Origin of the sequence: Nonomuraea mangrovi (assembly GCF_042681425.1) — a bacterium.
In the GTDB taxonomy this organism is placed as follows: domain Bacteria; phylum Actinomycetota; class Actinomycetes; order Streptosporangiales; family Streptosporangiaceae; genus Nonomuraea; species Nonomuraea mangrovi.
The window spans coordinates 1-25,768 of the sequence record NZ_JBHUFV010000005.1; the positions used below are offsets into that span (position 1 = coordinate 1).

A 25,768-nucleotide genomic window follows, 5' to 3' on the forward strand; every position below is an offset into this window, starting at 1 on the left:
CATTCACGGCTGCCACGCTTGTGAGCAGGTCAAACTCGTACACCACTTCCGTGGACGCAACCGAGCGGCCGGCCGAGCCCGGCCGGGGTCCAGTCCGGTCGGGCCTCTTACGTTCAGGGCGAGGTCGGCGCCCGGCCCTCACCAGTGGTGTCAGGATGGCCGCGTCGGCGTGCCCGGCCCCGGTCGCGGCCGTCACCCACGCCGACGTGTCGGCCCGCTATCGCTGATTCCCGTTCCGACACTCCCCGCGAGCCGTTCGGAGCCGCAGATCATTACGGCGCCCGGAATGTACGACATCGGCCACGGCCGCATCGCCCCAAAACCACATGAGCCAGGCCGGCTCCGCAAGAAGAGGCAGCAGGGCGCCACCCCTTTCAGGCCAGTGCCAGAAATGCCTGCTCACGGACACCCCCGCCGTGATCACTTTCTATGAACGTCCATCGGCATCCAGGGACGTTGTTAGCAGCAGCGTTATTTAGACCGGTCGTCGTCGGCGTCATCGCGGTGCGTGTTTTCCAGCAGAGTGCGCAGACGCCGAATCTCGGCCAGCAACCGCGGGACATCGGACCGCGCGTGCGCGATGAACGTCGCGTTCTCATCCCAACGATCGTCAGGACCTGCGACGTAGGGCCTCGGAAACTGCACCAATGTGGCCGCCACCATCTCACTGCCATTCCACGCCGGCCAACGCTTACCCTCTCCGACGTCGGGCACGGTGCTGATAGCGACCAGGTTCGCGGCAGCGTCATCGTCAAGGAACCGCACGTACCACGGTCCAGGCGTTGCGGCTTGGGCACGGGTCTCGATCTCTTGTAGCTCGCTGTCGCCGATCGGCACGCTCATCGATCAAGCATCTCGAATGCCAGGGCCTCTACATCTTCATTACGAGATTCCGCATGATCGTCCATGTGGAAGCGAGCTGTCGATCACTCCCACCCATGGCCAACATCCGAGCGACAGGACCTCGCCGACCTGGGCTACGGCCATGGCATGCCTGGGCAAGAGGTATTGAGCGTGAATTCGTGTTGTCGGCTTGATCGGGGTGTCTGGCTTCCGGCGGGCGAGGGTCAGATGTGCGCCCTGATCTGACGCACAGGGTGCCCGAGCACCGCCCCGAGCGCAGCCAGCTCTTCGTCGGTGAACCAGATACGGTCTGGATTCCAGATGGCGATCTCGAAGCGGGCGAATCCACACGGCCAGTCGTAGTCCAGCGCGTCCAGTGTCGACTCGACGCCGCAGCAGGGGACCTCGACGGCCAGGGTGGCAAAGCCGTCCTCGCAGTTCGCTTCCAGAAGAGCCGCCCACCACTCGGTGTCGATCGACGCCCCGCAGTGCGGACAGCCGATCCTTTCCAGATTCTGGCCGCAGTCGACGACAGTGAGCGTGTCGTGCCAGGTGACGTCGATCTCGACATCGACGCCGCCAGGCGTGCCGGGCGCCAGGTCCGCAACGATCGCGGCGGCGCGGTCAGCGGCTGCCTTACTGGGTTGCCAGTGCGGATCGGTCGGGATGACCGAGAGGACGTCGTCGCTCATGTGCTCACTCGATTCGTCCGGCCGAACCCCTCATCTTGGCCACGCGATGCTACCGAAATGGGGCAACAGGTCCTCGAATTGGTCAGCTGTCGAGAGCCAGACCGGTGCCGGTGAGGCATCCGTCGGTACTGGATCTTCTTCAGGCCCCGCTTGATGACCCGGACAAGCTGGAAGACGGTCAGCTACGGCGTGCTCCTCGATGAACGCCTTCATACTGGGCACCAGGTGCCGGACCAGGTTGTCCCACACCAACACGATCGGGGCATCCAGCTGCCGGTGTGCCTGAGGAGCAGCTCGCAATAGTCGGTCCAGGCGAAGCTTCTGGACTCGTCCTTGCGACCGCGGTACAGGTGCAGCCGGTAGATCAGCCTGAAGCGGGCTCCGGATTCGTAGCAGACCACCCCGGCGTGCCGCTGCCACGCACGTGCACCCCCGGGGTGTGACCGCGCCGGCCCCAGCGACGGGCGCGAGGCGGCCTCAGTCCCCGGCCCGCTTCGTCTTCGAAACAGATCCAGCCGCCTTTGGCCGCCGCCGATTCTCCACCTGTGGCGCCGGTGGATGGCCCGAACGGCTACATGGTCAGCGCAGCTTTCGGAAGGTCTCCCGGACGTCGTCGGTGAAGGCTTCGGGGTTCTCGTAGTGGACGAAGTGGCCGCCCTTCATGTGGGCGTTGACGTTGATCACGTTGAAGGAGCTGCGCGTGGGGCCGTTCTCAAAGGCGGCGATACGCGCTTCGACGGTGTCGACGCCGGGCGGGTAGGCGTCGCCAAGGAGGAAGGTGAAGCCGGTCGGCGGCTCGACGACGGGCCGGCGATCGTGGGAGGGCACCCATGGGTAGCGCACCGCGTTGCGGTACATGCGGATGGAGGAGCCGATGGCCTGGTTCACCCAGAAGGCGGTGGCCTCGGTGAGGATGAAGTCGCGGGGGAAATTCTCGTCGAAGTCACCCCTCTTGTCGCTCCACTTCTTCCACCTCCGCAGGAGCCAGGCGAGCATGCCGATGGGAGAGTCGTTCAGGCCGTGGGTGAGGGTCGACGCGTCGAGCATGTGGACCGCGACGTGGGAGACGTAGGTGCTGACGAGGTTCTCCAGGCCTGCCCGCAGCTCCGGAGTGGCGTCCTCGGGAATCTTGGCGCCGTCGGTCAGGTCCCAGAACCGCTCGTTCGCGAACTGGCCCGGAGGCATGTCGTGACCGTAGTGCAGGCCGATGATGCTGTCGGCGTACTTGTGGCCGAGCGCACTGGTGACGAGGGCGCCGTAGTCGGAGCCCGCCGCTGCGTACTTCTCGTAGCCCAGCACCTCGGTCATGAGCTTGTGCATGATGTCGGCGATCTTCCAGTAGTTCAGGTCGCCCCTGCCGACGGGGGTGGACCAGGCGAATCCGGGCAGGTCGGGGATGACGACGTCGAAGGAGTCGGCCGGGTCACCGCCGTGGGCGGCGGGGTCGGTCAGCGGGCCGATGAGCGGGAGGCTGAACCCGCTGGACCACGGCCAGCCGGAATGAATGGCGAGCGGGACCGGGCTCGGGCCCTTGCCGCGCACGTAGTAGAAGTGCACGGGCGTGCCGTCGATCTCGACCTTGTACTGGTCGTGGGTGTTCAGCCGCTTCTCCTGCGCACGCCAGTCGAAGCCGTCCGCCCAGTACTCCACGAGCGGCTTGAGGTAGGCGGTGCTGATCCCGTAGTACTCCTCCTCGTTGTCCAGGTCGTCGAAGAAGCGGGTCTTCTTCAGACGGTCCTTGAGGTCGTCCAGGGCCTCATGGGAGACATCGATCTTGTACGGTTCCAGCGCGCTGAACTTGATGTTGTTGCTCACGGCAAGGCTGCTTTCGCGTAGTGGTGAAAGAGAAGTTGCTGTCCGGCAGGCGGGTGCCGCCGACTGCCGGTGTTCCGGTCGTGCCGTGGTCGGGTGTGACCGGCCGCCGGGCGAGGTGTGAGGGGGCCGCAGGTAGCGTCAGTTGGTGAAGTCCAGGCGGACCCGGGTCTGCTTGAGCTCGGCGATGTACCAGGAGCCGTTCGCCATGACGAATCGTGCGTGGTAATGGCCGAAGCCGTGCATGCCCCTGAAAGGGATGTCCTCGGACACGTCGGCGTCCTCAGGCCGGGTGATGATGTCCTCCATCGCCCATACGCCATGGGCGGCCATCGCCGAGTCGACGTCGATCTCGTCGGAGAACAGGTGGTGGACTAGGGTGACGCCGGGGCCGCCGCTGGCGCCGACCGTGGCGGCGATCCCTTCCCGGCCCTCCATGTGCAACCACACCGATCCGTCCGGCTTGTGCGGGGTGAACGTGCCGTCTGGCGTGAACAGATTCGCCAGGTCCTGCCAGCGCTGATGATCCGCGTAACGGACGTAGCGAGCCATCAGACGACGAAGATCCTCAGTAATGCTCAGACGCTCAATGGCATCCATAATCGATCATCCCTCTACCGGTGATGTGGGCGGACATCCCGCCGGTGCTGCGCTCCGGCCGGCCGGAGCCTCAAGCGGGCTGCTCGGTGATGTGGGCACCACAGAAAGTTGGCGAGCTTCCGTTCTGGACTTCACGGTCCACTCATCATGCGATGTCAAAAATGGACTCACAAGTCCAAAAAGGCATGCAACGGTTGAGCCGACATCGACCACCCTCGCCGGAACGGGCACGGAGACCAGAGTGAGTCGCTGGCCGAGTACCTGGCGTGGCACCCGGCGATGAGGACGCCAGGCCTGCTGCCGCTCCGGGGAGCCACGAAGAGCGGCAGGAAACGCATCGTCAGCCTCGACGACGGCACCATCGCGGTTCTCCGCAATCAGCACAAAGAGCAGACCGTCGGCCCTGAATGGCGAGGTGACGACGGCTACGTCTTCACGACCGGCTGGGGTGAGCCCGTCCACCTCACGCGACCACGCTCCTCCGGGCCGGCGTGCCCCTCCACGTCGTCGCGACCCGCCTCGGCCACGCCGACCCGTCCATCACACTGCGTGTCCACGCTCACGTGATCCGCGCGGCGGAAGCCTCGGCGGCAGACGTCTCCGCCCAGTCGATCGGCGAGTAACGGGAGCCACCTTTTAGCAAGATCCCGAGGATGTCCTGACAAACACGAAGGCCCGCTCCAGGATCTCCCCGCGGCAGCCAAGGACACCCGCTTTAGAAGGTGACTCATTTGGTGAGTCGGCGGTAGCGAATAAGGGCTGCGGCGATGGCGACGAAGGATGCGAAGTGGTCGGCTCGGCGTTCGTAGCGCCGGTGTAAGCGGCGGCAGCCGGCAAGCCAGGAAACGGTGCGCTCCACCACCCAGCGATGGCGGCCCAGCCGCTGGCTGGACTCGATCCCGCGGCGGGCGATGCGCGGGATGATGCCCCGGCCGCGCAGAAAGGTCCGCAGATGGGGATAGTCGTAGCCCTTGTCACCATGGAGTTTTCCCGGCCGGCGACGTCGAGGCCCACGGCGGGAACGGATGGGCGGGATGCTGCGCACCAGCGGTTCCAAGCCCAGGCTGTCGTGGGTGTTGGCAGCGCTGATCGCGACAGCCAGGGGCAGACCGGTCCGCTCGGTGATGAGGTGGATCTTCGACCCTTTCTTACCGCGATCGACAGGATTCGGACCTGTCAGCTCCCCCCTTTGACCGCCCGCACGCTGACCGAGTCGATCGCGCACCGCGACCAGTCCAGCTCTCCTCGGGCGCCGAGCTCGTCCAGCAGGATCCGATACAGCTTGGCCCACACCCGCGCGGCGCTCCACTCGGCGAAGCGACGGTGCACCGTCTGCCAGGAGGCGCCGAACACCGGCGGCAACTGCCGCCACGCACACCCGGTGGTGGCCACATACACGATCGCCGCCAGGATCGCCCGATCGTCGACTCGCCGCCGCCCGCCACCTTGCGGCCGCGTCGGCGCCGGCGGAACCACCCGTTGGAACAACTCCCACAACTCATCTGGCACAAGCCGCCAAAGGAACGCATCCACGAACGATCTAACGATCAATCCCCAAATGAGTCACGGTCTTAGGAAAGTGGCGCTCCTGTGCTGGGTGACCTGCGGGGATGCCAAGCATCGATAGAGCCATGCTTTGATCATCTCGCGTATGTCCCACACCTGGAGGTTATCGGAAGGGGCAGCCCTAGCTTTGTGCGTCAAATGCAGCAGCCACTCGAAACGGGATATCTTCTTCGCCATGAGTGCCCAGTACGCATGGCCTGAACGCTTCCCTGCAAAGCATCCGGTGACCAAAAGTTCCGGTCACCCGGCGGTCAGTCCACTCGGCGATCTGTATCCCTCGGCTACCGAAGCAGAGGTCCGCCAGTTTGAAGAGCGGCTGGGCATGGAGCTGCCGCCGAGTTACCGGCAGTTTCTCCTGTTCGCCAACGGGTGGGGCAGCGATGATGACTGCTGCCTGCTACGCGTCAACGAAGTCGGCTGGCTCCGCGACGTCGATCCCTCGATCGCCGAGAGCTGGTCAGCACCCAAGCGGGAGAACTCATGGAGCGTGCCCGACGGGCTCTACTTCGTCTACGGACTGGAGCAGGACTCCATCCATTACAGAGGGGAGTATGTGCCCGACACCCTTCTGATCGGATATTGGGCTGACGGAGTGGCTCTCCTCAATCCCCACGTCCGCACCGCTGAAGGTGAGTGGGAAGCCTGGTACCTCGAAGCAGGGTTGCCCGGGGCTAACCGTTACAGGTCCTTCTGGGACCTCGCAATGGACGAGCTGCGACTGCGATACGCGCATTGATGCCCCCTTTGGCGTTGCGGCGCGACCTGCGTTCCGCATAATTCGTACTCGCTGGAGCACAAAAGAAACTCTCAATCGGTCGCGGCCGATCAAGGGTTACGCGGAAAGGTTCAGTGCCCGGGTGCCGAATTCGGGACCAACCCCGAATCCGGCACCCAGCACTCGGCGAGGATTCGCCTTCGAGTCGGTGATGGCCACCTTCCGGCTGCGCCGCCGCATCGGCCGTCCCCGCACCAGGCCAGACCGGCTCATCGGCGACAAGGGCTACTCCACCCGCAAGATCCGCGTGTATCTGCGACGACGCGGCATTCGGGCGGTCATCCCGCAACGACGGGACCAGATCGCCAACCGCAAGCGCAAAGGCAACCGCGCAGGCCGCCCGCCCTCCTTCGATGCGACCGCCTACAAGGACCGCAACCTGGTCGAGCGGTGTTTTGCCAAGCTCAAGCAGTGGCGAGCCGTCGCTACCCGCTATGACAAGCTCGCCAGCCGCTATCTCGCGGGCGTCACCATCGCTTCCCTCATGCTGTGGCTCCGCCAAACCGAATTATCAGACAGGCCTTAGCGAGGGTAGATGAGCGAGTGCGTCGCCTCAAGCCAGTCAGCGGCGATGTCCGTCCCCGTGATCCGGCCGATCAGCGTCAGGACGGAGCTGATGCTCTCGCCCTCGTCCACGCGATCCTCGATGACGTCGTCGCCGCTGGTCTGGAAGCGCAGCCCTTCCATGAGGTGGTCGAGCGCGTGCGGATCGCTCCCGTGCATGGGGTCGGGCCAGGTGGGCTGGAAGGCGACAACCACCTCCCCGTCCTTCAGATACTTGAAATGGTCATGGCCGCCCATATCCATACTGAAGCAGAGCGCCTCCCGCCCGCCCGCCGTCAACGGCAGCAGGAAATCGTCGTCGGTCGGCCCCGGAATGATGCAGGTCCACCCTCCGGCCTCGCCGACCCAGGTGGGCCCGCCTTCCTCACTGTTGTCGAGCAATTCGTTCAGGTGGCTCGGCGTGCTGGTGACGAGGTCCAGGGAGAAGGCCTCGGCGACGGCGTCGCGATCCATTCCTTTGACCCAGAGGGCGCTGAATCCCAGCGTCCAGAGGTCCATCTCGTCATCGAGTCCCTCGGTGAAGATGGTCGAGACTAGGAGATCGCGCAGGTGCGTCGGCGACTGCATGCTCACCTTCCGATGGTGGAGGAGCCGGGAGAGGGCGAGGCCCTCTCCCGGCTATGACGTTATGACGGTGGTGCGCCGTTGCGGATTCTGACCCAGAAGGCATTGGATGGCCAGTTGCCCGCGCCGCCTTCGAGCTGGCCAGAGGTGAAGACGCGGTAGCAGGCGTAGAAGGCCGCCAGGTCGCGTCCTGCGGCTTGGTTGTGGTCGGTGCTCACCTGCTAACACGCACACCGACGACTGGCAGGCGCACAAACGCTGGCACGCCGTCCTGCACACCTTCGACGCCGCCGGCCACCACCTCGACTCCCGCATCGAGCGCACCGGGACCGACGACAACTACCGGGCCGCCGGCGACGCAGCGCAGCAGCGGCTGAAGCAGTGGCTCAATGCCCTCCCCGGCCTCCGCTTCGGCGACATCGCCATCCGGCCCTTCCGCCACGAAGTCGACGACGTGCTCTTCGGTCTCGTCATTGAGACCTTCGAAGGCACCGAGCACGCCGAGCTCTACCCGGACGACCTCGGCTTCTACGAACCCTGGGACGGCTTGTACGACACCTGACCACCAGATCCGTAGGGAAGGGCAAGTGCCTCGTCTATGGCCTTCCGCCCTGCTCAGGCGGTACATGTGGTCCGGTGGTGTGTGATCGTGTAAGGCGGTGTTGCTGTACGGCTCTGCTGTACAGCAACAAGCTACGGCCGCCCGCCCTCATGTCCGGTGGCAAGAGGACCCGCACCGCAGGGCCGCCAGGCCCGAGGAGCGGAAGCCTCGCGGCAGCCATCCGACACCCGCATTAGGAGAGCGGCTGTTGCTAGATGTGGCCCGAAAGCTTGAGCTGCAGGAACATGCGGTGACGGCGAAGAGCACTCCTTGATCATCTCGAATATGGCTCGCGAACTCCCACACTCACCCTTGCTCGTAGATGTGATGAGCCGCCAGCAGCAGGGCCCGCAGACGCCCGGCATCGCCATTGGCCGTGTTCGGGTGGGTCGCTTGGGCTTGACTGGCGGTCTTGTAAGCGACATACGCCGGATCGTCGTTTGCCAGAGCCCTTATCAGCGTTTCTACGGCCGCTCCCTGCAGCAGCAGGCGGCCGTGGGCGGTCTCGTGGCCTGGAAGCACGTGTCCCGAGCCGTTCGCCTCGGATGACTCGAAGGCCGCGTTTGCCTGCCTAACCAGGTCGTTGCTCCAGGCACGTAGCTGAGCGCGCATCTCGGGTGTGTCGCCACGGTGGTCAGGGTCCGTTGTGATCAGCTGAAACGCTCTGTCGACCAGTACGTGTCCGGGCAGGTTCGCGGAGGAGACCGCGATCCGCGCGATGAGTTCGGTGATGAGCGGAAGCTTGTCCTCCGTGGGTTCGGCGATCACGGCCGCGACCCGGGGGTCCTGCTGGGCAGCAGCGAGTTCGTCGTCATCGAGGTCGAGATGCGAGACTGCGGTGTTGACTACAGGGCTCCGGCGAACAACGACGCCCCGGTGGCCGGCTCGCAACCAGTTCGCATCGAGCCCGATCCCCGAGAGGTGCTCGCCGAGTGCCAGGCATGCCGCCATCCAGTCGGCCGCCAACTGCGAGGAGGTTACGGGAAGTTCTCGAAGCCATACGGCTCCGGACTTCGGCTGGACAGCTGCGAGGTCGAGCGGATCGAACCTGGCGACGATTTGACCGCCGGACGCGTAGGTGACCCACACGTCGTGATTCACGGTCCAACTCACATTTAGGGCAGCGCTGTGTGCGGAGAATTGCTGGAAGGCGCGTGGATCGGAGCCACAGAAAGGGGTCGGCTCGAAGAGCACTGTCCACCCGCCGTGCTGAGAGACGAGGACGATTGCCTCCTCACCGGAGAGATCCATGGCAGTGGCGCACACGTCGTCCATGGTGGCACCGGAGATCTCTCTGGTCGGGTTTCCCAGTAGTTCTACGAGGGCTTCCGTCTCGGCGATGCCGACCCAGGTGATCGATCCCTGGTCGGGGAGTAGGTCGCGTGTAGTGGCGTAGGAGGCGAAGAGGTCGATCATCATCTTTCCTTGTCCGAAGGACAGGGTGGGTCGGGGCAGGGTTCCTGCCCCGACCTCGATCGGATGAGTTTATTGCGGCTGGATGGGGCCGACGAATTCTCCGACGCCGTCTATCGTGCAAACGTTGAAGTAGTCGGCTTCATCTGGCAAGGGGTCCGTCACGACCACTCCTGGCGCGCCGCTGACCGGTCGGGTCTGACCGAACGGAATCACGTCCACCGCGAACGGCGAGCCTTCCCTGATCCGGTTCCTCATGTACCAGACACCGAGGCGTGACCCCGAAGAACAGTTGTCCTTCACGTCGATCAACTCGACCGAGTACTGATTGCTCGTGCTGGCCGCGCCCTCGTACGCGGACGCGAAAGGAAACTCGTCGCAGCTGTCCGGGCTCTTGTAGCTCGTAGATAGTCCGGCACATCCTGCCCAGCAGAGACTGAAGGAGTTCTTCGAATACCAGCTCGTCTGATGGTAAGAACCGGAGTACGTGGGGTCGTTCATCTTCGCCACATTGGTGAGGCATTCGTCATGCGTGACGTGCTGGTAGGGAACCTCTTGCTGGCCGTTGCGGTGGTAGTGAGTTGGCCTCGGGAGGCTACGGGGATCTTCGCCTGGCTCGCGGTGCCAGTAGGCGAGTTGCTGGAGATGTCCACGCTCAGGGTGTGCCAGGTGGTCCAGGCGCCGTTGACGCCTGCGGCGGTGGCCCGGGCGCGCCAGCGCACCTTCCACCCGTCGCTCAGCTTGCCGGTGGGCATGGTGATCATGGCGGCGGAGCCACGACCGACAGCGCTGGTGGTGCTGCCCGACCAGATCAGACCACTGCCCTGGCTGGTGGCGGCCGGGTCATGCTCGACCTCCACCGTCATCGTGGACGAGCGGCCATCCGGATCACTGAGCGTCCGATGAACCTCGGCGTCAGCGTTGTGGTGACCAAGCCCAGGACTCCGACCTCGTGTTCACCACGAAGTACGGCACACCCATCGAACCGCGCAACCTCAACCGTGCCTTCGACGCTCACTGCAAGAACGCCGGTGTCCCTCGCATCCGCGTCCACGACACCCGGCACACCTGCGCCTCGCTCCTGGCCGCCCTCGACGTCCATCCGCGCGTCGCGATGCGCATCCTCAGGCACTCACAGATCTCGGTGACCATGAACGTTACACCCAGATCCCAAGCCCGGAAACCCGCAAGGCCCTTGACCGGCTGAACGCCAGCCTCGATAACAGCCAGCCCAACTCGTGACGCCCAGGAGCAGGACCTTCCTCCCATGTACGAGGGTCCAGCTCGTTCCATCAGCCCGTCAGGAAGGACGGCGCTTCGCCAACCCACTCCTCGCTCAGCCTCACTCCTGTGGCGAGCTCGATAGCCGTCAGAGCAGCAGCGCGCCAGCTTTCCCCCCTCCTCCAATCGAAATAGGGAAGGACCGCCTGCACCTGCGGCCACCGCTCCCAACCAGGCAGCCCCACCGCCTCTTCGGCGTACATGGCGTCGAAGGAGAGCACCATCTCGCCATCGACGGCAAAGCCGACGGAATTGTGGGCGTTGACGTTCCAGTACGCGCTGTATGCTCGCCCACCCATGCTCAGGCGGGATAGCACCGGTGGATGAACTCCCCAGTACCCGTTGTTCTCGAAAAGCGCGACATGCCGATCAGAAGGATCGACGAGCATCGCCCAGGGCGCGCCATCCGACAGGTGCATGAGCGCCGCCTCATGCTCGAAGGTGTCCGTCTCGTAGACCTTGTGGTGCCCCGTCTCACTCACCCGTTCGCCGATCTCCGTGAGACTCAGCCGAGACCCGTCGTGGGGCACCAACACCGTCCAGCAGATGGCCACTCCCATCCAGCTGTCATCGAGCAACCGCCTGTAGTGCAGGTATGTCTCACGCGCCATCTGATCATCAACCACGCTGACCTCCATCAGCCCAGAGCCAGAGGGGAAGATCATCGCAGGCAAGACCGACAGAAGCCGGAGAGGTTGCTGTACAACGCTGCTGTACGGAGATCAAAAAGGCCCTCCCGGATCACCCGGAAGGGCCTTTGACCATAGAGCCGACGAGGGGAATCGAACCCCTGACCTTCTGTTTACAAGACAGATGCTCTGCCGATTGAGCTACGTCGGCGCGGCCTCACAGTCTAGACGCTACCGCCGCCGATGACGAGCGACCTCGTACAACGTCACTCCCGCCGCCACTCCCGCGTTCAGCGACTCCGCCGCCGCGTGCATGGGGATGCGGGCGACCACGTCGCACTGCTCGCGTACCAGCCGGGACAGGCCCTTGCCCTCCGACCCGACGACCACCACGAGCGGTTCCTCGAGGAGGGACACCTCGTCGATGTCGACGGTGCCCGCTCCGTCCAGGCCGACCACGAACAGCCCCGCCTCGCGGTACTCGCGCAGCGCCGCCGTCAGGTTGGCCGCGCGGGCGACGCGCAGGTTGGCGAGGGTGCCGGCGGACGTCTTCCATGCCCCGCCCGTCACGCCGGCGGCGCGGCGGGACGGGATCAGCAGCCCGTGCGCGCCGAACGCGGTCGCCGAGCGGGCGATCGCGCCCAGGTTCCTGGGGTCGGTCACGCTGTCGAGGGCGACGATGAGCGGCACCTCGGCGGCGTCGTGGGCGAGCTCGACCAGCTCGTCGGGGTGGGCGTAGTCGTAGGCGGGGATCTGGAGGGCGACGCCCTGGTGGACGGCCCCCTCGGTGAGGCGGTCGAGCTTGTCGCGGGTGACTTCGAGCAGCGCGATGCCCTTGTCCGCGGCGATCTTGATGGCGTCGCGGACCCGGTCGTCGTTGTCGATGCGCTGGGCGACGTAGAGCGCGTTGGCGGGCACGCCCGCCTGAAGCGCCTCGACGACGGGGTTGCGCCCGCCGATGTACTCGGGAGCGTCGTCGGACTTCTTCTGCCGTGCGGCGGGCCGCGACGACGACCCGCCCCGCTCCTCGCGGGCGATGCGTTCGCCGCGGGCCTTGTCCTTGTACCAGTGCCTCATGTGCGCAGGCGGAGTCGCGCCCTTGCCTTCCAGGGATCGACGGACGTTGCCGCCCGTGCCCTTGGACGGGCCCTTCTTCTTGGAGGGCCTGCCTGACGCTCTTCCACCTGCTGCCATGCCAACAAGGGTACTAGCGGGTCAACTCCCATCGAGCCCCATGCGGGGTGTCCTCGACCGTGATGCCCGCCGCGGCGAGGCCGTCCCTGATCGCGTCGGCCGCCGCGTAGTCCTTGCGGGCCCGGGCCGCCTCGCGCTGCTCCAGTGCGACCTTGACCAGGGAGTCGACGACCCCGGTGAGGTCGGAGCCCGCCGTACGCCACTGGGCTGAGCGAGGGTCGAGGCCGAGCACGTCGAGCATGGTCTGGGTTTCGGCCAGTAGCCGGGCGACGGCCTCCTTGTCGCCGCGGGCCAGGGCGACGTTGCCCTCACGGACGACCTCGTGCACCACGGCGAGCGCCTGGGGCGTGCCGAGGTCGTCGTCGAGCGCGTCGACGAAGGCCTGGGGCAGGGGGGCGTCGGCGTCGACGTCGTGGATGACCTCGGCGGCGCGGACGACGAACCCCTCGATGCGCTGGTAGGCGGCGGCCGCTTCGAGCAGCGCCTCCTCGGAGTAGTCGATGGAGGAGCGGTAGTGCGGCGCCGCCAGGTAGTAGCGCAGCTCGACGGGGCGCACCCGGCCCATCAGGTCGGGGATCAGCAGGGAGTTGCCGAGCGACTTGCTCATCTTCTCCGCGCCGATCTTGAGCATGCCGTTGTGCATCCAGTAGCGCGCGAACCCGTCGCCGGCCGCCTGGGACTGGGCGATCTCGTTCTCGTGGTGCGGGAAGATCAGGTCGATCCCGCCGCCGTGGATGTCGAAGGTGGAGCCGAGGTACTTGGTGGCCATGGCCGAGCACTCCAGGTGCCAGCCGGGACGGCCGGGCCCCCAGGGCGTGGGCCAGATCGGCTCGCCGGGCTTCTCGCCCTTCCAGAGCGCGAAGTCGCGCGGGTCGCGCTTGCACGACTCGTCGTCGGTGTCGCCCGCGGCGCGCATGTTCTCGAGCTTCTGGTTGGACAGCTTGCCGTACTCGGAGGCGTAGGACTGGACGTTGAAGTAGACGTCCCCGCCGGAGGCGTAGGCGTGGCCGCGCTCGATCAGGCGCTGCATCAGCGTGATCATCTCGGGCACGTGTCCCGTGGCGCGCGGCTCGACGGTCGGCGGCAGGCAGCCGAGCGTGTCGTACGCCCAGGAGAAGGCCCGCTGGTTGCGCTCGGCGATGACGAACCACGGCACGCCCTCGGCCGCGGCCACCCTGATGATCTTGTCATCGATGTCGGTGACGTTGCGGCAGAACGTCACGTCGTAGCCCGACCGCGTCATCCAGCGCCTGAGCACGTCGAAGTTGACACCGGAGCGGATGTGCCCGATGTGCGGCGGCGCCTGCACGGTGGCCCCACACAGATAAATCGACGCCCGGCCGGCTTCGACCGGAACGAATTCACGGATGGCGCGCGTGCTGGTGTCGTATAGGTGCAGGCTCACGAAGGCAAGCGTACGGACTGCGGGGGCCTTTGGCTAAGCGATCCCACGCATGGCGCCCAATCCGTGTCAATGCGTGGGGTGCTCAGCGCCTGAAGATGACCTTGCGGGGATGGATGCGGAGGATCAGCCGTTCGTTGCCGGGCGGTTCCTCCCACGGGTTGCCCGTGTACTTCAGCGACAGCTCCTCGATCAGCGCACCCGTGGGGTCGTCCTCCATGGTCACGCTGCCGCGCACCTCGGCGTACCTGTAGGGGTCGGCGGGGTCGATCACCAGGATGCTGGCCCGCGGTTCCCGCTCGAAGTTGCGCGGCTTGCGACGGCCCTTCACGGTGGAGACCAGGATGTCGTCCCCGTCGGTCCGCACCCAGACCACGGTCGACTGCGGCCCGCCGTCGGGGTTGACACTCGTCAAGGTCGCGAAGTTGGGGCCGTCGAACAGCTTTCTCACGTCCTCGTTCATGAACACTATTGTTCTGTAGGCTCGAAAACGCCATGGACGTGACTCCCCCCTCCGCGCTGCGCCGTATCGGCATCGCATTCGCCGGGCTCGCCGTCGCGGGCCTCACCGCCGCCGCCTGCGCGCTCTCCTTCGACGACCTGCGCGCCCTCGCCGTGCTCGGCAGGGCCCGCGCCGACCTCGCCTTCCTCTATCCCGCGGCCTTCGACGCCCTGCTGGCGGTGGCGTTGATCAGCGTGTTGCTGCTGCGCGCGGGGCGGTTCCTGGTGCGCGCCCAGGCGGCCGTCGTGCTGGTGCTGCTCATCGCGGCCGCGGCCACCGTGAACGTGCTGGTCACCACGAACGGCGCCGCCCGGCTGCCCGCCGACGCGGTCGCGGTGGGCGTGGCGGTCGCGCCGTGGGTGATGCTGGGGGTGGCGCTGTGGCTGTGGCTGGTGATGATCAAGCAGGTGCAGGCCCGCAGGGAGCAGGCCGACGCCGTCGAGGGTACGGCGGAGCGCGACATCGTGCCGTTCCGCGGCCCTCGTGAAGCGCCTCCGCTGACCGATGCGGCCGCCGAGCCGGAGCCTGAGGAGCCCACCCCCGTGGTCGGCCCCACGCCCGCCCCCGAGACGCCACCGGTCCCCGCCACGCCCGCGCGCGAGACCACGCCGGCCCTGGAGACACCGTCGATCCCCGTGTCGGAGCGCGTCACCCGGTGGCACTCGGAGCCCGGCCGTACGGCGGAGCCGCAGGCCGTGCCGAAGCCGAGGACCGACCCCGACCCCGAGCTCGACCTGTATCCGGGACCCGCCGTCGAGACCCGCTCACCCGAGCCGGTCCCGCAGGACCCGGCCCCCGCCGAGCAGGACCGCCAGGTCCACGCATCCGCCGAGACCCAACCGGTCGATCCCGAGCCGGCTCATCCCGAGACCGCCCCACCCGCAACCACCCAGGCCCAGCCCGTCGACCCCGAGCCCGCCTATCTCAAGACCGCCCAGGCTCGGCCCGTCGACCCCGATCCTGCCCATGCCGAGCCTGTCGATCTCGATCTCACCAGCCCCGATCCCGCCCATTCCGGGCCCGCCCACTCCGAGCCCCTGGCCGCCGAAGAGCCGCCGAGTAGGGCCGGAGCGCGCGACCAGGAAGCCGACGTCGTGACCGCACCCCACCCCGTCCACACCGGCGAACCGGCGGAACCCGTCGAAGAGCCCCAGCGCCCCGTCCGCTGGGGCGACCTGCCCAGGACCCGACCGGCCGACGTGCTGGTTCACCCGCGCCCCGGCGACTCCGACAGCGTCAAGGACGCCGACACCCAGCCCGTCAGGGTCGTCTCCGACTCATCCGCCCGTCCCCGGAAGGCCCGTCCCGCGACCGCCCGTCCCGTGACCGCCCGCGCCGCGGGCCCCGACCCGGGTCACGGCCCCGAGGCGGCCGACGAGACCGAGCCCGCCTTAGGCCCGGACGAGCCCCATGAGCCGCAGGAGGCCGCGCCTGCCGACGCCTCCTCGGAACACGAGGCCCCGCACCACGACGCCCCCTCAGGACGTCTGCGCAGTACCCCTCTCCCGCCCGAGGAATGAAGACCGAAGCTTGACCCGCAAGGGGTGGCGAGCTGACTCGAATGCGGGCACAAGCCTGCCGTGGCGATCATGGCATGGGTACCAATCCCTGAGGGAAGCGACTTTCCCATCCACAACCTGCCCTACGGTGTCTTCTCCCGTGAGGGTGAGCTTCCGCGCGTCGGCGTGGCCATCGGCGACCAGGTGCTCGACCTGCACCAGCTGACGGCCACGGGCGTCATGCCCGAGGCGTACTGGTTCGCCGCGGGCAAGCTGAACACCTTCATGGGGGCGGGCCCTCGGGCCTGGTTCCACGTGCGCGAGCGGCTGACGGAGCTGCTGACCGACGTGTCGTACATGGACCGGGTGCTCCCCTGTCTTCTGCCGCAGTCGAAGGTCAGGATGCATCTGCCGTTCAATGTGGCGGATCTGGTCCTGTTCCAGACCTCGATCGAGAACGCGACGAACCTCGGCAGGATGTTCCATCCGCCTGGCCGCGACCCGTTGCCGCCGACGTGGCGCATGATGCCCGTCGGCCAGTACGGCAGGGCGTCGGCCGTCGCCGTCTCCGGCTCGCGCGTCGTGCGCCCTTCGGGCCAGCGCAGGGACGGCTTCCTGAAGCCCGCCGAGCGCCTCGACCTGTCGGCCGAGCTTGGCTACGTGGTGGGCGTGCCCTCGGCTCCGCCGTACCCGCTGGGGACGAAGGACTTCCCGCACCACGTGTTCGGCATGGTGCTGATGAACGTGTGGCGGGCCTACGACCTGATCTCGATGGAGTCGCGCGCGCTGGGTCCGTTCCTGGGCCAGTCGTTCGCGGTGTCGGTCTCGCCGTGGGTGGTGCCGTTGGCGGCGCTGAACGCCGCGAGGGTGGAGCAGCCGGAGACGGGGCCCGAGCCCGCGGAGTACCTCAGGGCGTACGAGCCGGCGGGCCTGCGCATCACGCTCGGCGTCAACGTCAACGACCAGCTGCTGTCCGAGCCCGACTACGCGAGGCAGTACTGGACGGGGCCGCAGCTGCTCGCGCACAGCACGATCGCCGGCGCGCCGCTGCGCACCGGCGATCTTCTCGCCTCAGGCCCTGTGGGGGGCAATGGGACGTTGCTGGAGCTGACGGGGAACGGGCCGTTCCTCGCGGACGGGGACTCCGTCCTGCTCACCGCCCGCACGTTCGACGGAGTCGGGTTCGGCGAGGTAAGGGGAACGGTGTCACCCGCCGTCTAGACGCTCGTTCCGCGTCGTAGACCTGCGACGATACCGACGCCGACGATCGCCAGGACCACCTGCATCACGAGCTCTATCCAGTCGATGCCGGAGGTCGTCGCGACGCCGAGGACCTGCGCCAGAGCCGTGCCGATGAGTGCCGCCACGATCCCGACCACGATGGTCAGGATCCAGCCGATGGCCTGCCTTCCGGGAAGAAGAAGACGACCGATCGCGCCGATGACGGCCCCGATGACGATGGCACCGAGGATGGATTCGATTGTCATGAGAACCTCCCCGTGGGGTGAGATTTTCACTGCCCACGGGGAGACGATTACCCGGCTGTGCGCGGATAATCACGGCGATGCCGAAGTCGCAGGTCAATGCGTGCCGCGCGTCGCCTGGGCGCGCGCGACGATGAGGACGCCGACCACGGCGAACAGGATCTGGAGGATGTGCTCCCACCAGTTGATGCCGGGGGTCCTGGTGAGCCCGAGGAAGTAGGCGACGAGGGTGCCGACCAGGGCCGCCACGACGCCGACGATCCAGGTCATGGCCAGCGACATGTGCTGCTTGCCAGGGACGATGAGCCTGGCGATCGCCCCGATGACGATGCCGAAGACAATCGCGGAAATGATCGAACCGATCATGTCGAGTTCCCCCCGTGATGGTGACATGCCCAAACGGGACGTACCCGACATTTCCGCAGATCACGCATGCCAAAGGTGGCGGTCCGTACCGCGCCAGTGACAGACCGCCACCCTCGGTGGCTCGGCGGGCTTGGCACCACCCGCCGGGATTACCCCTCGCCAGAAAGACGCGCTACCCGCCCTGAGGGTTGACTCCCTCGACGACGAGAGCGGTGGCGAAGGCCGCGATCCCCTCACCGCGGCCGGTCAGACCGAGACCGTCGGTGGTGGTCGCGCTGACGCTCACGGGCGCGCCGACGGCCGCGCTCAGCACCTTCTCCGCCTCGGTACGGCGGGGCGCCAGCTTGGGCCTGTTGCCGATCACCTGGATGGCGACGTTGCCGATCGTGAAGCCGGCCGCGCGCACGACCCGCGCGGTCTCCTCGAGGAGCACGACACCCGCGGCACCCGACCAGCGCGGGTCGGAGGTGCCGAAGAGTCCGCCCAGGTCACCGAGACCCGCGGCGGACAGCAGGGCGTCGCAGGCCGCGTGCGCGGCGGCGTCGCCGTCGGAGTGGCCCTCGAGCCCGGTCTCGCCCGGCCAGTGGAGGCCGGCCAGGTTGAGCTCACGGCCAGACGCGAACGGGTGGACGTCGACTCCGACGCCCACCCGTGGGAGATTGGTGTTCAGGAGTTGAGGACCTCGTCGAGCAGGGCCTCGGCCTTGTCCTCGTTGGTCTTCTCCGCGAGAGCCAGCTCGCTCACCAGTATCTGGCGGGCCTTGGCCAGCATCCGCTTCTCGCCCGCCGACAGGCCGCGCTCACGATCACGCCGCCAGAGATCCCGAACGACTTCGGCGACCTTGTTGACATCACCTGACGCGAGCTTTTCAAGATTCGCCTTGTAACGCCTCGACCAGTTGGTCGGCTCCTCGGTGTGAGGCATGCGCAGAACGTCGAAAACGCGCTCAAGGCCTTCTTGGCCGACGACATCGCGCACACCGACGAGTTCCGCGTTCTCCGCAGGCACCTGGACGGTAAGGTCGCCCTTGTCGACCTTGAGCACCAGGTAGGTCTTTTCCACACCCTTGATGGTCCGGGTCGTGATTTCTTCGATCCGAGCAGCCCCATGGTGGGGGTAGACGACAGTGTCGCCGACCTGGAAAGTCATGTGACAAGTACCCCTTCCGCTGTACTCCAGGGTACCACGCGTCCACAGCCTCCCGGAACAGTGAAATCACCATAACTGCAGGTCAAAGCCGCATATTACCACTTGACAACCGTTCAACTCTGTGAATCGCAGATCCTGACATAGCGAATGACCTGCGGGGGTGCGGATATGACCATGAACCCGGATGGATATGGTTGGCGCTGCCCCAACTCGCACGCGCGCCATAAGGAGAACCCGCCCGTGACCAGCCGTCGCTGGATTATCGCCGCCGCTGCGTTCCTTGCCGCACCGGTACTGGCCGGCTGTGCCGCCGGATTCGACGCCAACACCAACAAGCCGTACGCGCCGAACGAGGCCGCGGCCCTCATCCAGGACGGTTCGTACGGCGCACGCGGCGTCAAGATACCGCAGGCCTTCGTCCTCGGCCCCGACTCGGGCGCCAGGCTCGCCCAGGGCGGCTCCGCCCCGATCTACCTGCACTTCGTCAACACCAACGGCGAGGCCGACTCGCTCGTGGGCGTCACCGCCGAGGGCCTCGGCACGGTGAAGATGGCCGCGCCGATCGCGCTGCCGAGCAACGAGGGCGTCAACACGGGCAAGCCATCGCCCCAGCTGATGATCGAGGGCCTCACCAAGCCGCTCAGCGGCGGCGAGAGCGTCAAGCTCGCGCTGCAGTTCGCCAACGCGGGCTCGGTGTCGGTCACCGTGCCCGTGGTCACCCGCAGCCGGGAGTTCACCCCGTACCCGAGCGCGCCGGGCGCCACCCCCGCCCCGCCCACGCCGACGCCGACCGAGACGCACACCGCCGAATCCGGCCACTGACGCCCCGCCGGCGTCCCGCCGGGTCCGGCCACTGACGCCCCGGCGGGCGCAGAACCGGCCCCAGCGTCCCGTCCGTACGGCCTGGCCCTGGGGGACGCAGAACCGGCCCCGGTCGCCCCGTCGGTACGGCCCGGGGACGCAGGACCGGCCCCAGTCGTCGTAGGACCCCGTCCTGGGGGCGTCGTATGACCGGCTCCCAGGCGTCGGAGAAGCCGTCGCCGGGCGCCGCAGGGCCGGGGCCCGTGGGTCCCCTACACCGCTCCCCCGCGAGCTTTCGCGGGCGGGTGGCGAAGGTCGCCGGCCAAGCCCCGCGATCAGCGGCGCCGGAGTCCCTTCAGCGCCACACGCGAAGGCGGGACACCAGTCAGGGAATCTCTCCGGCACCTCACACGAAGACGGACACCGGTGCGGGGAGTCCCTACGGCGCCGCACACGAAGGCGGACACCGGTCAGGGAGTCTCTCCGGCGCCGCGTGTAACGGCGGACAGCGGGCCGGGAGTTCCGGCGCCGGACGCGGTACGAACATGATCCCCGGAGAGCTCCCGCACCACCCCGAACGGCCCTGGACGGGCTGGGCGGGACGGCAGGGGCTCCAGAGGCCCTCTCAGGCCCTCGCAGCCCCATCCTGACGAGCGAAACCCCGCCTGCCGTACGGCAAGCGGGGTTTCTCGTCTCGGGGGAAGCGTCAGTCGTCCACGGGGTCGAACTTGTAGCCCAGCCCGCGGACCGTCAGGATGCACCGGGGATTGGACGGGTCGGCCTCGACCTTGGCCCGCAGCCGCTTCACGTGGACGTCGAGCGTCTTGGTGTCGCCCACGTAGTCGGCGCCCCACACCCTGTCGATCAGCTGGCCGCGGGTGAGCACCCGTCCCGCGTTGCGGAGCAGCACCTCGAGCAGCTCGAACTCCTTCAGCGGAAGCTGCACCTGCTCGCCGCGCACGGCCACGATGTGCCTGTCCACGTCCATCCGGACGGGACCGGCCGCGAGGACCGCCGACTCCACCTCCTCCACCGTGTCGCCCTGCCTCCGCAGTACCGCGCGGATCCTGGCGACCAGCTCGCGGGAGGAGAACGGCTTGGTGACGTAGTCGTCGGCGCCCAGTTCGAGACCGACCACCTTGTCGATCTCGCTGTCCTTGGCGGTCAGCATGATGACGGGCACCTTCGAGCGCTGCCGCAGCGAGCGGCAGACCTCGGTGCCGGGCAGTCCGGGGAGCATGAGGTCGAGCAGCACCAGGTCGGCGCCGCTGCGGTCGAAGGTGTCGAGGGCCTCGGGCCCCGTCGCCGCGACCGAGACTTCGAAGCCCTCCTTGCGGAGCATGTAGGAAAGTGCGTCGGAGAACGACTCCTCGTCCTCCACGACGAGCACTCGGGTCACGATCCCTCCTTGGCCGGGTTGGTGACCCGAGCGGTGGTGCGGTGTTTGTCGGTGGCTTCGCGACGCTCAGCCATTGGCGGCCTCCAGAGGTCGTTGAACGGGGACGGCGGAGCCGCCGAACGCGGGAAGGCGCATCGTGAACGTGGAGCCTGAACCTTCCTTGCTCCACACGCTCACCTCCCCGGCGTGGGCCACGGCGACGTGCTTGACGATGGCGAGGCCGAGACCTGTCCCGCCGGTCGCGCGCGACCTGGCGGCGTCGACTCTGAAGAATCTCTCGAAGATGCGCTCCAGCGACTCCTCGGGGATGCCGATCCCCTGGTCGCTGACGCTGATCTCGACGCAGTCGCCCGCAGGGCGGGCGCTGACGACGACTCTGGTGTGCTCGGGGCTGTAGGCGATGGCGTTGGAGATGAGGTTGCGCAGCGCGGTGACGAGCAGCTCGTCGTCGCCCCAGATGCGCAGCCCCTCGGTGCCGCCCGCCACCAGCGTGATGTCCTTGGCGATGGCCTTGGTGTTGCAGTGGTCTATGGCGTCGTGGACGGCCTCGTCGATCGCCACCTGTCCTGGCGTGGGGATGGGCTCGGCGCCCTGGATCCTGGACAGCGTGATGAGGTCCTGCACCAGGTAGGTCAGCCTGGCCGCCTCGTGCTGCATGCGACCGGCGAAGCGGGTCACCGCCTCGGGGTCGTCCGCGGCGTCCTGGATCGTCTCCGCCAGCAGGCTGAGCGCGCCGACGGGGGTCTTGAGCTCGTGGCTGACGTTGGCGACGAAGTCACGCCTGACCGCCTCGACCCTGCGCCGCTCGGTCTGGTCCTCGGCGAGCACCAGCACCTGGCCGTGGGAGCCGAGAGGCGCCACGCGCACCGCGAAGTTGGTCACTTCCTGGCCGAACTTGTGCCCCGCGACGTCGATCTCGCTCTCGCGGATCTCGCCGTCGCGCCGTACCTGCCTGGCCAGTGCGAGGAGTTCGGCCGCCATCAGCCGGTCACCCTTCACTAAACCGAAGGCCCTCGCGGCCGAGCTGGCGCGCAGCACGCGGTCGTGCGCGTCCAGCACTACCGCGGAGGAGGGCAGTACGGCCAGCACGGAGGCCACGCCCTGCGGCAGCGCGCCGGTCTCCGCGTCGTCGGCGTTCTCGCCCCTGTGCCGGACCTCGATCTGGTTCCGGTAGACAAGGACGGCGACGGCCCCGACGACGAAGCCGGCCAGAGCCGCGAAGCTCATGGCCATCTCACCCATGCGCATCCTTTCCTGCAGTCCTACACTGTCGATGGTAGGTGGGCTTGTCCTGGTTACAGACCCCTCACCAGGGGCTGAACGCTCTGTTTCCCGGAAAGTTCATCTCTCGGTCGGGGTTCGTTCATCGCGCTGCCCGTACGGTAACGACATGCGTGACGCTTACCACGAAGATCTCGATTCGCTCACCGACAAGCTGGTCGAGATGACCAGACTCGTCCGTTCGGCCATTTCGCGCGCCACCACCGCGCTCCTGGACGCCGACCTGCCGCTCGCGGAAAGCGTCATCTCCCACGACGAGGAGATCGACCGGATCTTCGCCGACGTCGAGGAGTCGATCTACGAGCTGATGGCCCGCCAGCAGCCCGTCGCCATCGACCTGCGCATGGTCATCACCGCGCTCCGCATGGGCACCGACCTCGAGCGCATGGGCGACCTGGCCGAGCACGTGGCCAAGGTCGCCAGGCTGCGTCACCCCGAGTCGGCGATCCCGCCGGAGATCCGCTCCACGATCCTGCAGATGGGCCAGATCGCCGAGAACCTCGTCACCAAGGCGGGCGCGTGCGTGGCCTCCCGTGACGTTGAGGCGGCCAAGGAGCTGGAAGCCGACGACGACGCGATGGACCGCCTGCACCGCCGCCTGTTCAAGGAGATCCTGCACAAGGACTGGAAGCACGGCGTCGAGCCCGCGATCGACATCACGCTGATCGGGCGCTACTACGAGCGTTACGCCGACCACGCGGTGCGGGTGGCCGGCGACGTGATCTACCTGGTGACGGGGTCGCGTACCGCCTGAGCACGCCTGCGGGGCAAGGGGATGGAGGCTTCCATCCCCTTTTTGGCGTCCGCGACGGTAACAGGGAACTCTTACCTCCCCGATAGTCCGCTCACCAGTTCGAGTCGTGAGATCTTCGACGTCCTGCCCAGCACACGGGGGCCCGCTGACGCGAGGAGAATCCGCCATGCCCGTCAACCCTTCCTTACGCGCGCTCACGGTCGCCTTCGCGGCCGCGGGAGCGCTCGTCGTGCCCGCCGTACCGGCCCAGTCGGAGCCGGCGGCGCGCACCGTGGTGGTGCGCTGGAACGAGGCGCTGCTGTCGGCGATCCGCACGGGCACGCTCGGCCCGCCGATGGTGGCCAGGGCGCTGGCCGTCGTCCACACCTGCGCCTATGACGCGTGGGCCGCCTACGACCCGGTCGCCGTCGGCACCAGGCTCGGCGGCTCACTGCGGCGGCCCGAGGCCGAGCGCACGGAGGCGAACAAGGCCGAGGCCATCAGCTACGCCGCTCACCTGGCCGCCGTCGACCTCTATCCGGCCCAGCGGGCGAGCTTCGACGCGCTGATGGCCGAGCTCGGCCACGACCCTGCCGACCCGTCGAGCCTGCCCGCCCGCACCGGGCTCGCCGCGTGCACGGCGGTGCTCGACCACCGGCACGCCGACGGCTCCAACCAGCTCGGCGGCTACGCCGACACCACCGGCTACGCGCCCGTCAACGCGCCGATGGTCGTCGCCGACCCGCTCGCCTCGGTCGACGACCCCGGCCGCTGGCAGCCGCTCACCTACCGCAACAAGGCGGGCGCGGTCGTCACGCCGCCGTTCCTGGCGCCGCACTGGGGCGCGGTCACCTCCTTCTCCGGACGAGCGCGCGACCTCGCCGACCGCGTGCCCGCCCCCGCCCAGGACGGCACGCCCGCCTTCCGCGCGCAGGCCGCCGAGATCGTGTCGGGTACGGCGGTGCTGACCGACAGGCAGAAGGCGATCGCCGAGTACTGGGCCGACGGCCCGAGCAGCGAGACCCCGCCGGGCCACTGGTCGTTGTTCGCCCAGCAGGTGTCGGCGCGCGACCGGCACGGCCTCGACGCGGACGTGAAGATGTTCTTCGCGCTGGCCAACTCGGTCATGGACGCGGGAATCGCCTCGTGGGAGGTCAAGCGCGATCACGACTCGGCCCGCCCGATCACCGCGATCCGCTTCCTCTACCAGGGCCGGCAGATCCGCACCTGGGGCGGCAGGACGATCGACGGCGCCACGTGGGTGCCCTACCAGGTGCCGACGTTCCCGACCCCGCCGTTCGCCGAGTACGTCTCCGGCCACAGCACGTTCAGCGCGGCCGCCGCCGAGGTGCTGCGGCGCTTCACCGGCGGCGACGCGTTCGGCGGCGGCGCGGCGATCGCGAAGGGCTCGTCGCAGGTGGAGCCGGGCGTGAGCCCCGCGTACGACGTGACGCTGCGCTGGCCCACCTTCACCGAGGCGGCCGACCAGGCGGGGCTGTCGCGCAGGTACGGCGGCATCCACTTCCGTGCGGGCGACCTGCAGGGCCGTTCCCTCGGCCGCGCGGTGGGCAGCGCCGCGTGGGACCGCGCGAAGGCCTACTGGTCGGGCCGCGGCTGACCGGCCGGCGCGGGCGTCAGTCCTTGGCGGTCTGCCGGTCGAGGTGGGCGAGCGCCTCGGGCCATGCCTGTTCGTGGCCGTCGCGGGCGTCCGCGTCGGGGAATCCTGCGTGCGTGAGCCTGAGGAGGGTCCCGCCGTGACCGGGCGTCAGCTCGACCGTGACGACCGTCTCCTCGCCTCTGGTGCCGCCCGCGCCCGTGACCCAGGTCAGCTGGACGAGTCTGTCCCTCTCCAGCCGGAGGAACCGGCCGTAGTGCGGGTGGCGCCGCGCCTCGGCGGCCCCCTCCGGCCGGTGGACGGTCTCGAAGAAGAAGGGGGCGTTGACCTCGGCCCGCATCAGGACCGTCCCCTGCGCCGCGAACCAGCGGTCGAACTGCTCGGTCCAGGCCCTGAACAGGACGTCGGGCGGCGCGGCCATGGTCCGCTCGACCGCCAGGTCGAACGGCCTTGACGACAGGTCGGGCGGGCACACGGGCGCGGGCGCGGCCAGGAGCGAGGCGAGCTTGTCCAGGCACTCGGCCCAGCCGGCCCGCAGCCGCTCGCTGCTCCTGGGGGTGTCCAGCCGTTCGTGGCGCAGGATCACCTTGGTGGAGCGCGGTCCCGCCGCTCTGAGCTCGACGGTCACCAGGGACTCCGATCGGTCGACCGCCCGGTCCGGCCCGTCGTAGGCCCAGGTCATGACGATCCGCTCGCCGGGGACCAGCTCGCGGTACTCACCGGTCAGGACGTGCGGGTCGGGGTCTGGTCCCTCGACCACGGTGCGGTGGCGGCCACCCACGCGGGCGTCGGCCTCCGCCTCGGCGACCTCGTGGTCGCGCGGGGCGAACCAGCGCCGCAGCAGTGCCGCGTCGGTGAAGGCGGCGTAGACGGCATCGGCGGGCCCGTCAACGGTGCGGGTCAGCCGCAGGAAGGCCTCTGGATTCTCCTTCGGATGCTCCATGGTCACGGCTCCCGCGCTCCCTTTGGACGTTGCGCCCGAGATTAACGCACGTGTCCGGTC

General features: G+C 67.8%; 29 protein-coding genes and 1 tRNA gene. 9 read left to right on the plus strand and 21 right to left on the minus strand.

Going from position 1 to position 25,768, the window contains the following annotated elements; genetic code table 11:
- Positions 1–471 precede the first annotated feature (471 nt).
- From ACFSKW_RS04080 to ACFSKW_RS04100, 5 genes are all read right to left on the minus strand, one after another.
- A complete protein-coding gene (locus ACFSKW_RS04080) occupies positions 472–843 on the minus strand; it encodes a hypothetical protein (protein WP_379569269.1) in 372 nt (123 codons plus the stop codon).
- A 224-nt stretch (positions 844–1,067) separates the two neighbouring features.
- Entirely contained in the window at positions 1,068–1,535 is a 468-nt protein-coding gene (locus ACFSKW_RS04085; protein WP_379569271.1) for a hypothetical protein, read from the minus strand.
- 579 nt (positions 1,536–2,114) lie between these two features.
- Positions 2,115–3,350, minus strand: a complete 1,236-nt coding sequence (locus tag ACFSKW_RS04090) for an epoxide hydrolase family protein (protein ID WP_379569273.1) — start codon at positions 3,348–3,350, stop codon at positions 2,115–2,117.
- Between the two features lie 138 nt (positions 3,351–3,488).
- Positions 3,489–3,947, minus strand: a complete 459-nt coding sequence (locus tag ACFSKW_RS04095) for a nuclear transport factor 2 family protein (RefSeq protein ID WP_379569274.1) — start codon at positions 3,945–3,947, stop codon at positions 3,489–3,491.
- A gap of 727 nt (positions 3,948–4,674) precedes the next feature.
- Positions 4,675–5,480 (minus strand): IS5 family transposase gene (locus ACFSKW_RS04100; RefSeq protein ID WP_379569276.1). Its coding sequence is split into 2 segments (ribosomal slippage): positions 4,675–5,129 and positions 5,129–5,480, totalling 807 coding nucleotides; the frame shifts between segments, so codons are not numbered across the junction.
- A gap of 208 nt (positions 5,481–5,688) precedes the next feature.
- Between ACFSKW_RS04100 and ACFSKW_RS04105 the strand changes: the two genes are divergently transcribed.
- Together ACFSKW_RS04105 and ACFSKW_RS04110 are read left to right on the plus strand one after the other, a co-directional pair.
- On the plus strand, positions 5,689–6,249 hold the full coding sequence (locus ACFSKW_RS04105; protein ID WP_379569278.1) for an SMI1/KNR4 family protein: 561 nt from the start codon (positions 5,689–5,691) through the stop codon (positions 6,247–6,249).
- Positions 6,250–6,439: 190 nt separating this feature from the next.
- Positions 6,440–6,814 (plus strand): transposase, encoded by a 375-nt coding sequence (locus ACFSKW_RS04110; RefSeq protein ID WP_379569723.1) that lies wholly within the window; start codon positions 6,440–6,442, stop codon positions 6,812–6,814.
- Here the strand turns inward: ACFSKW_RS04110 and ACFSKW_RS04115 are convergent.
- The 4 genes from ACFSKW_RS04115 to ACFSKW_RS04130 all read right to left on the minus strand — a co-directional run bounded on the left by ACFSKW_RS04115 (position 6,811) and on the right by ACFSKW_RS04130 (position 9,931).
- The gene (locus tag ACFSKW_RS04115) at positions 6,811–7,419 is read right to left on the minus strand and encodes a DUF6461 domain-containing protein (RefSeq protein ID WP_379569725.1); all 609 of its coding nucleotides are present in this window, start codon (positions 7,417–7,419) and stop codon (positions 6,811–6,813) included. The two genes, ACFSKW_RS04110 and ACFSKW_RS04115, sit on opposite strands and share 4 nt — an antisense overlap.
- A gap of 211 nt (positions 7,420–7,630) precedes the next feature.
- On the minus strand, positions 7,631–7,915 hold the full coding sequence (locus ACFSKW_RS04120) for a hypothetical protein (RefSeq protein WP_379569280.1): 285 nt from the start codon (positions 7,913–7,915) through the stop codon (positions 7,631–7,633).
- A gap of 408 nt (positions 7,916–8,323) precedes the next feature.
- Positions 8,324–9,436, minus strand: coding sequence for a hypothetical protein (locus ACFSKW_RS04125; protein ID WP_379569282.1), 1,113 nt, complete (start codon positions 9,434–9,436; stop codon positions 8,324–8,326).
- A gap of 66 nt (positions 9,437–9,502) precedes the next feature.
- Complete coding sequence (locus tag ACFSKW_RS04130; protein WP_379569284.1) at positions 9,503–9,931, minus strand: NucA/NucB deoxyribonuclease domain-containing protein; 429 nt, start codon at positions 9,929–9,931, stop codon at positions 9,503–9,505.
- A gap of 27 nt (positions 9,932–9,958) precedes the next feature.
- Between ACFSKW_RS04130 and ACFSKW_RS04135 the strand changes: the two genes are divergently transcribed.
- Both ACFSKW_RS04135 and ACFSKW_RS04140 read left to right on the plus strand, forming a co-directional pair.
- A complete protein-coding gene (locus ACFSKW_RS04135) occupies positions 9,959–10,336 on the plus strand; it encodes a hypothetical protein (protein ID WP_379569286.1) in 378 nt (125 codons plus the stop codon).
- 46 nt (positions 10,337–10,382) lie between these two features.
- Complete coding sequence (locus ACFSKW_RS04140; protein ID WP_379569288.1) at positions 10,383–10,637, plus strand: tyrosine-type recombinase/integrase; 255 nt, start codon at positions 10,383–10,385, stop codon at positions 10,635–10,637.
- A gap of 85 nt (positions 10,638–10,722) precedes the next feature.
- Here the strand turns inward: ACFSKW_RS04140 and ACFSKW_RS04145 are convergent, their stop codons facing one another.
- The 5 genes from ACFSKW_RS04145 to ACFSKW_RS04165 form a co-directional block, all read right to left on the minus strand.
- Complete coding sequence (locus ACFSKW_RS04145) at positions 10,723–11,337, minus strand: DUF6461 domain-containing protein (RefSeq protein ID WP_379569290.1); 615 nt, start codon at positions 11,335–11,337, stop codon at positions 10,723–10,725.
- Positions 11,338–11,478: 141 nt separating this feature from the next.
- Positions 11,479–11,551 (minus strand) — tRNA-Thr (locus ACFSKW_RS04150).
- A 20-nt stretch (positions 11,552–11,571) separates the two neighbouring features.
- On the minus strand, positions 11,572–12,534 hold the full coding sequence (gene rlmB / locus ACFSKW_RS04155; protein WP_379569292.1) for a 23S rRNA (guanosine(2251)-2'-O)-methyltransferase RlmB: 963 nt from the start codon (positions 12,532–12,534) through the stop codon (positions 11,572–11,574).
- A gap of 13 nt (positions 12,535–12,547) precedes the next feature.
- On the minus strand, positions 12,548–13,939 hold the full coding sequence (gene cysS, locus ACFSKW_RS04160) for a cysteine--tRNA ligase (protein ID WP_379569294.1): 1,392 nt from the start codon (positions 13,937–13,939) through the stop codon (positions 12,548–12,550).
- Between the two features lie 82 nt (positions 13,940–14,021).
- Entirely contained in the window at positions 14,022–14,399 is a 378-nt protein-coding gene (locus tag ACFSKW_RS04165; protein ID WP_379569296.1) for a PPOX class F420-dependent oxidoreductase, read from the minus strand.
- Between the two features lie 32 nt (positions 14,400–14,431).
- Here ACFSKW_RS04165 and ACFSKW_RS04170 point away from each other — a divergent pair, with 32 nt between their 5' ends.
- Together ACFSKW_RS04170 and ACFSKW_RS04175 are read left to right on the plus strand one after the other, a co-directional pair.
- Positions 14,432–15,958, plus strand: a complete 1,527-nt coding sequence (locus tag ACFSKW_RS04170) for a hypothetical protein (protein ID WP_379569298.1) — start codon at positions 14,432–14,434, stop codon at positions 15,956–15,958.
- Positions 15,959–16,027: 69 nt separating this feature from the next.
- Positions 16,028–17,158, plus strand: a complete 1,131-nt coding sequence (locus tag ACFSKW_RS04175; RefSeq protein WP_379569300.1) for a fumarylacetoacetate hydrolase family protein — start codon at positions 16,028–16,030, stop codon at positions 17,156–17,158.
- Here ACFSKW_RS04175 and ACFSKW_RS04180 read toward each other — a convergent pair.
- From ACFSKW_RS04180 to ACFSKW_RS04195, 4 genes are all read right to left on the minus strand, one after another.
- Entirely contained in the window at positions 17,155–17,424 is a 270-nt protein-coding gene (locus ACFSKW_RS04180; protein WP_379569302.1) for a GlsB/YeaQ/YmgE family stress response membrane protein, read from the minus strand. The two genes, ACFSKW_RS04175 and ACFSKW_RS04180, sit on opposite strands and share 4 nt — an antisense overlap.
- Positions 17,425–17,517: 93 nt before the next feature.
- Positions 17,518–17,787 carry a GlsB/YeaQ/YmgE family stress response membrane protein gene (locus tag ACFSKW_RS04185; RefSeq protein WP_379569303.1) on the minus strand — a complete coding sequence of 90 codons (270 nt, stop codon included), beginning with the start codon at positions 17,785–17,787 and terminating at the stop codon, positions 17,518–17,520.
- Between the two features lie 172 nt (positions 17,788–17,959).
- A complete protein-coding gene (ispF, locus tag ACFSKW_RS04190) occupies positions 17,960–18,436 on the minus strand; it encodes a 2-C-methyl-D-erythritol 2,4-cyclodiphosphate synthase (protein WP_379569304.1) in 477 nt (158 codons plus the stop codon).
- Between the two features lie 17 nt (positions 18,437–18,453).
- The gene (locus tag ACFSKW_RS04195) at positions 18,454–18,936 is read right to left on the minus strand and encodes a CarD family transcriptional regulator (RefSeq protein ID WP_181615762.1); all 483 of its coding nucleotides are present in this window, start codon (positions 18,934–18,936) and stop codon (positions 18,454–18,456) included.
- A gap of 240 nt (positions 18,937–19,176) precedes the next feature.
- On the opposite strand from ACFSKW_RS04195, the gene ACFSKW_RS04200 reads away from it, so the two are divergent.
- Positions 19,177–19,758: a copper chaperone PCu(A)C gene (locus ACFSKW_RS04200; RefSeq protein ID WP_379569306.1), complete on the plus strand. Its 582-nt coding sequence runs from the start codon at positions 19,177–19,179 to the stop codon at positions 19,756–19,758.
- 685 nt (positions 19,759–20,443) lie between these two features.
- On the opposite strand, the gene ACFSKW_RS04205 is transcribed toward ACFSKW_RS04200, so the two are convergent.
- Together ACFSKW_RS04205 and ACFSKW_RS04210 are read right to left on the minus strand one after the other, a co-directional pair.
- Entirely contained in the window at positions 20,444–21,136 is a 693-nt protein-coding gene (locus ACFSKW_RS04205; protein ID WP_379569308.1) for a response regulator, read from the minus strand.
- Positions 21,137–21,202: 66 nt separating this feature from the next.
- On the minus strand, positions 21,203–22,369 hold the full coding sequence (locus tag ACFSKW_RS04210) for a sensor histidine kinase (protein ID WP_379569727.1): 1,167 nt from the start codon (positions 22,367–22,369) through the stop codon (positions 21,203–21,205).
- Between the two features lie 157 nt (positions 22,370–22,526).
- On the opposite strand from ACFSKW_RS04210, the gene phoU reads away from it, so the two are divergent.
- Positions 22,527–23,171, plus strand: coding sequence for a phosphate signaling complex protein PhoU (gene phoU / locus ACFSKW_RS04215; protein ID WP_379569310.1), 645 nt, complete (start codon positions 22,527–22,529; stop codon positions 23,169–23,171).
- Positions 23,172–23,337: 166 nt separating this feature from the next.
- Positions 23,338–24,768 carry a vanadium-dependent haloperoxidase gene (locus ACFSKW_RS04220; protein WP_379569312.1) on the plus strand — a complete coding sequence of 477 codons (1,431 nt, stop codon included), beginning with the start codon at positions 23,338–23,340 and terminating at the stop codon, positions 24,766–24,768.
- Between the two features lie 16 nt (positions 24,769–24,784).
- Here ACFSKW_RS04220 and ACFSKW_RS04225 read toward each other — a convergent pair whose 3' ends face one another.
- Positions 24,785–25,708: an SRPBCC domain-containing protein gene (locus tag ACFSKW_RS04225; RefSeq protein ID WP_379569729.1), complete on the minus strand. Its 924-nt coding sequence runs from the start codon at positions 25,706–25,708 to the stop codon at positions 24,785–24,787.
- Positions 25,709–25,768 lie beyond the last annotated feature (60 nt).

Bases quoted from the DNA above. Each gene is read 5' to 3' on its own strand.
- ACFSKW_RS04115 (WP_379569725.1), bottom strand. From the start codon at position 7,419: ATGCAGTCGCCGACGCACCTGCGCGATCTCCTAGTCTCGACCATCTTC.
- ACFSKW_RS04220 (WP_379569312.1), top strand. From the start codon at position 23,338: ATGCCCGTCAACCCTTCCTTACGCGCGCTCACGGTCGCCTTCGCGGCC.
- rlmB (WP_379569292.1), bottom strand. From the start codon at position 12,534: ATGGCAGCAGGTGGAAGAGCGTCAGGCAGGCCCTCCAAGAAGAAGGGC.
- ACFSKW_RS04130 (WP_379569284.1), bottom strand. From the start codon at position 9,931: ATGAACGACCCCACGTACTCCGGTTCTTACCATCAGACGAGCTGGTAT.
- ACFSKW_RS04105 (WP_379569278.1), top strand. From the start codon at position 5,689: ATGAGTGCCCAGTACGCATGGCCTGAACGCTTCCCTGCAAAGCATCCG.
- phoU (WP_379569310.1), top strand. From the start codon at position 22,527: ATGCGTGACGCTTACCACGAAGATCTCGATTCGCTCACCGACAAGCTG.
- ACFSKW_RS04095 (WP_379569274.1), bottom strand. From the start codon at position 3,947: ATGGATGCCATTGAGCGTCTGAGCATTACTGAGGATCTTCGTCGTCTG.
- ACFSKW_RS04110 (WP_379569723.1), top strand. From the start codon at position 6,440: ATGGCCACCTTCCGGCTGCGCCGCCGCATCGGCCGTCCCCGCACCAGG.
- ACFSKW_RS04080 (WP_379569269.1), bottom strand. From the start codon at position 843: ATGAGCGTGCCGATCGGCGACAGCGAGCTACAAGAGATCGAGACCCGT.
- ACFSKW_RS04170 (WP_379569298.1), top strand. From the start codon at position 14,432: ATGGACGTGACTCCCCCCTCCGCGCTGCGCCGTATCGGCATCGCATTC.
- ACFSKW_RS04135 (WP_379569286.1), top strand. From the start codon at position 9,959: ATGCGTGACGTGCTGGTAGGGAACCTCTTGCTGGCCGTTGCGGTGGTA.
- ACFSKW_RS04085 (WP_379569271.1), bottom strand. From the start codon at position 1,535: ATGAGCGACGACGTCCTCTCGGTCATCCCGACCGATCCGCACTGGCAA.
- ACFSKW_RS04125 (WP_379569282.1), bottom strand. From the start codon at position 9,436: ATGATGATCGACCTCTTCGCCTCCTACGCCACTACACGCGACCTACTC.
- ACFSKW_RS04225 (WP_379569729.1), bottom strand. From the start codon at position 25,708: ATGGAGCATCCGAAGGAGAATCCAGAGGCCTTCCTGCGGCTGACCCGC.
- ACFSKW_RS04175 (WP_379569300.1), top strand. From the start codon at position 16,028: ATGGCATGGGTACCAATCCCTGAGGGAAGCGACTTTCCCATCCACAAC.
- ACFSKW_RS04180 (WP_379569302.1), bottom strand. From the start codon at position 17,424: ATGACAATCGAATCCATCCTCGGTGCCATCGTCATCGGGGCCGTCATC.
- ACFSKW_RS04185 (WP_379569303.1), bottom strand. From the start codon at position 17,787: ATGATCGGTTCGATCATTTCCGCGATTGTCTTCGGCATCGTCATCGGG.
- ACFSKW_RS04210 (WP_379569727.1), bottom strand. From the start codon at position 22,369: ATGGCCATGAGCTTCGCGGCTCTGGCCGGCTTCGTCGTCGGGGCCGTC.
- ACFSKW_RS04195 (WP_181615762.1), bottom strand. From the start codon at position 18,936: ATGACTTTCCAGGTCGGCGACACTGTCGTCTACCCCCACCATGGGGCT.
- ACFSKW_RS04165 (WP_379569296.1), bottom strand. From the start codon at position 14,399: ATGAACGAGGACGTGAGAAAGCTGTTCGACGGCCCCAACTTCGCGACC.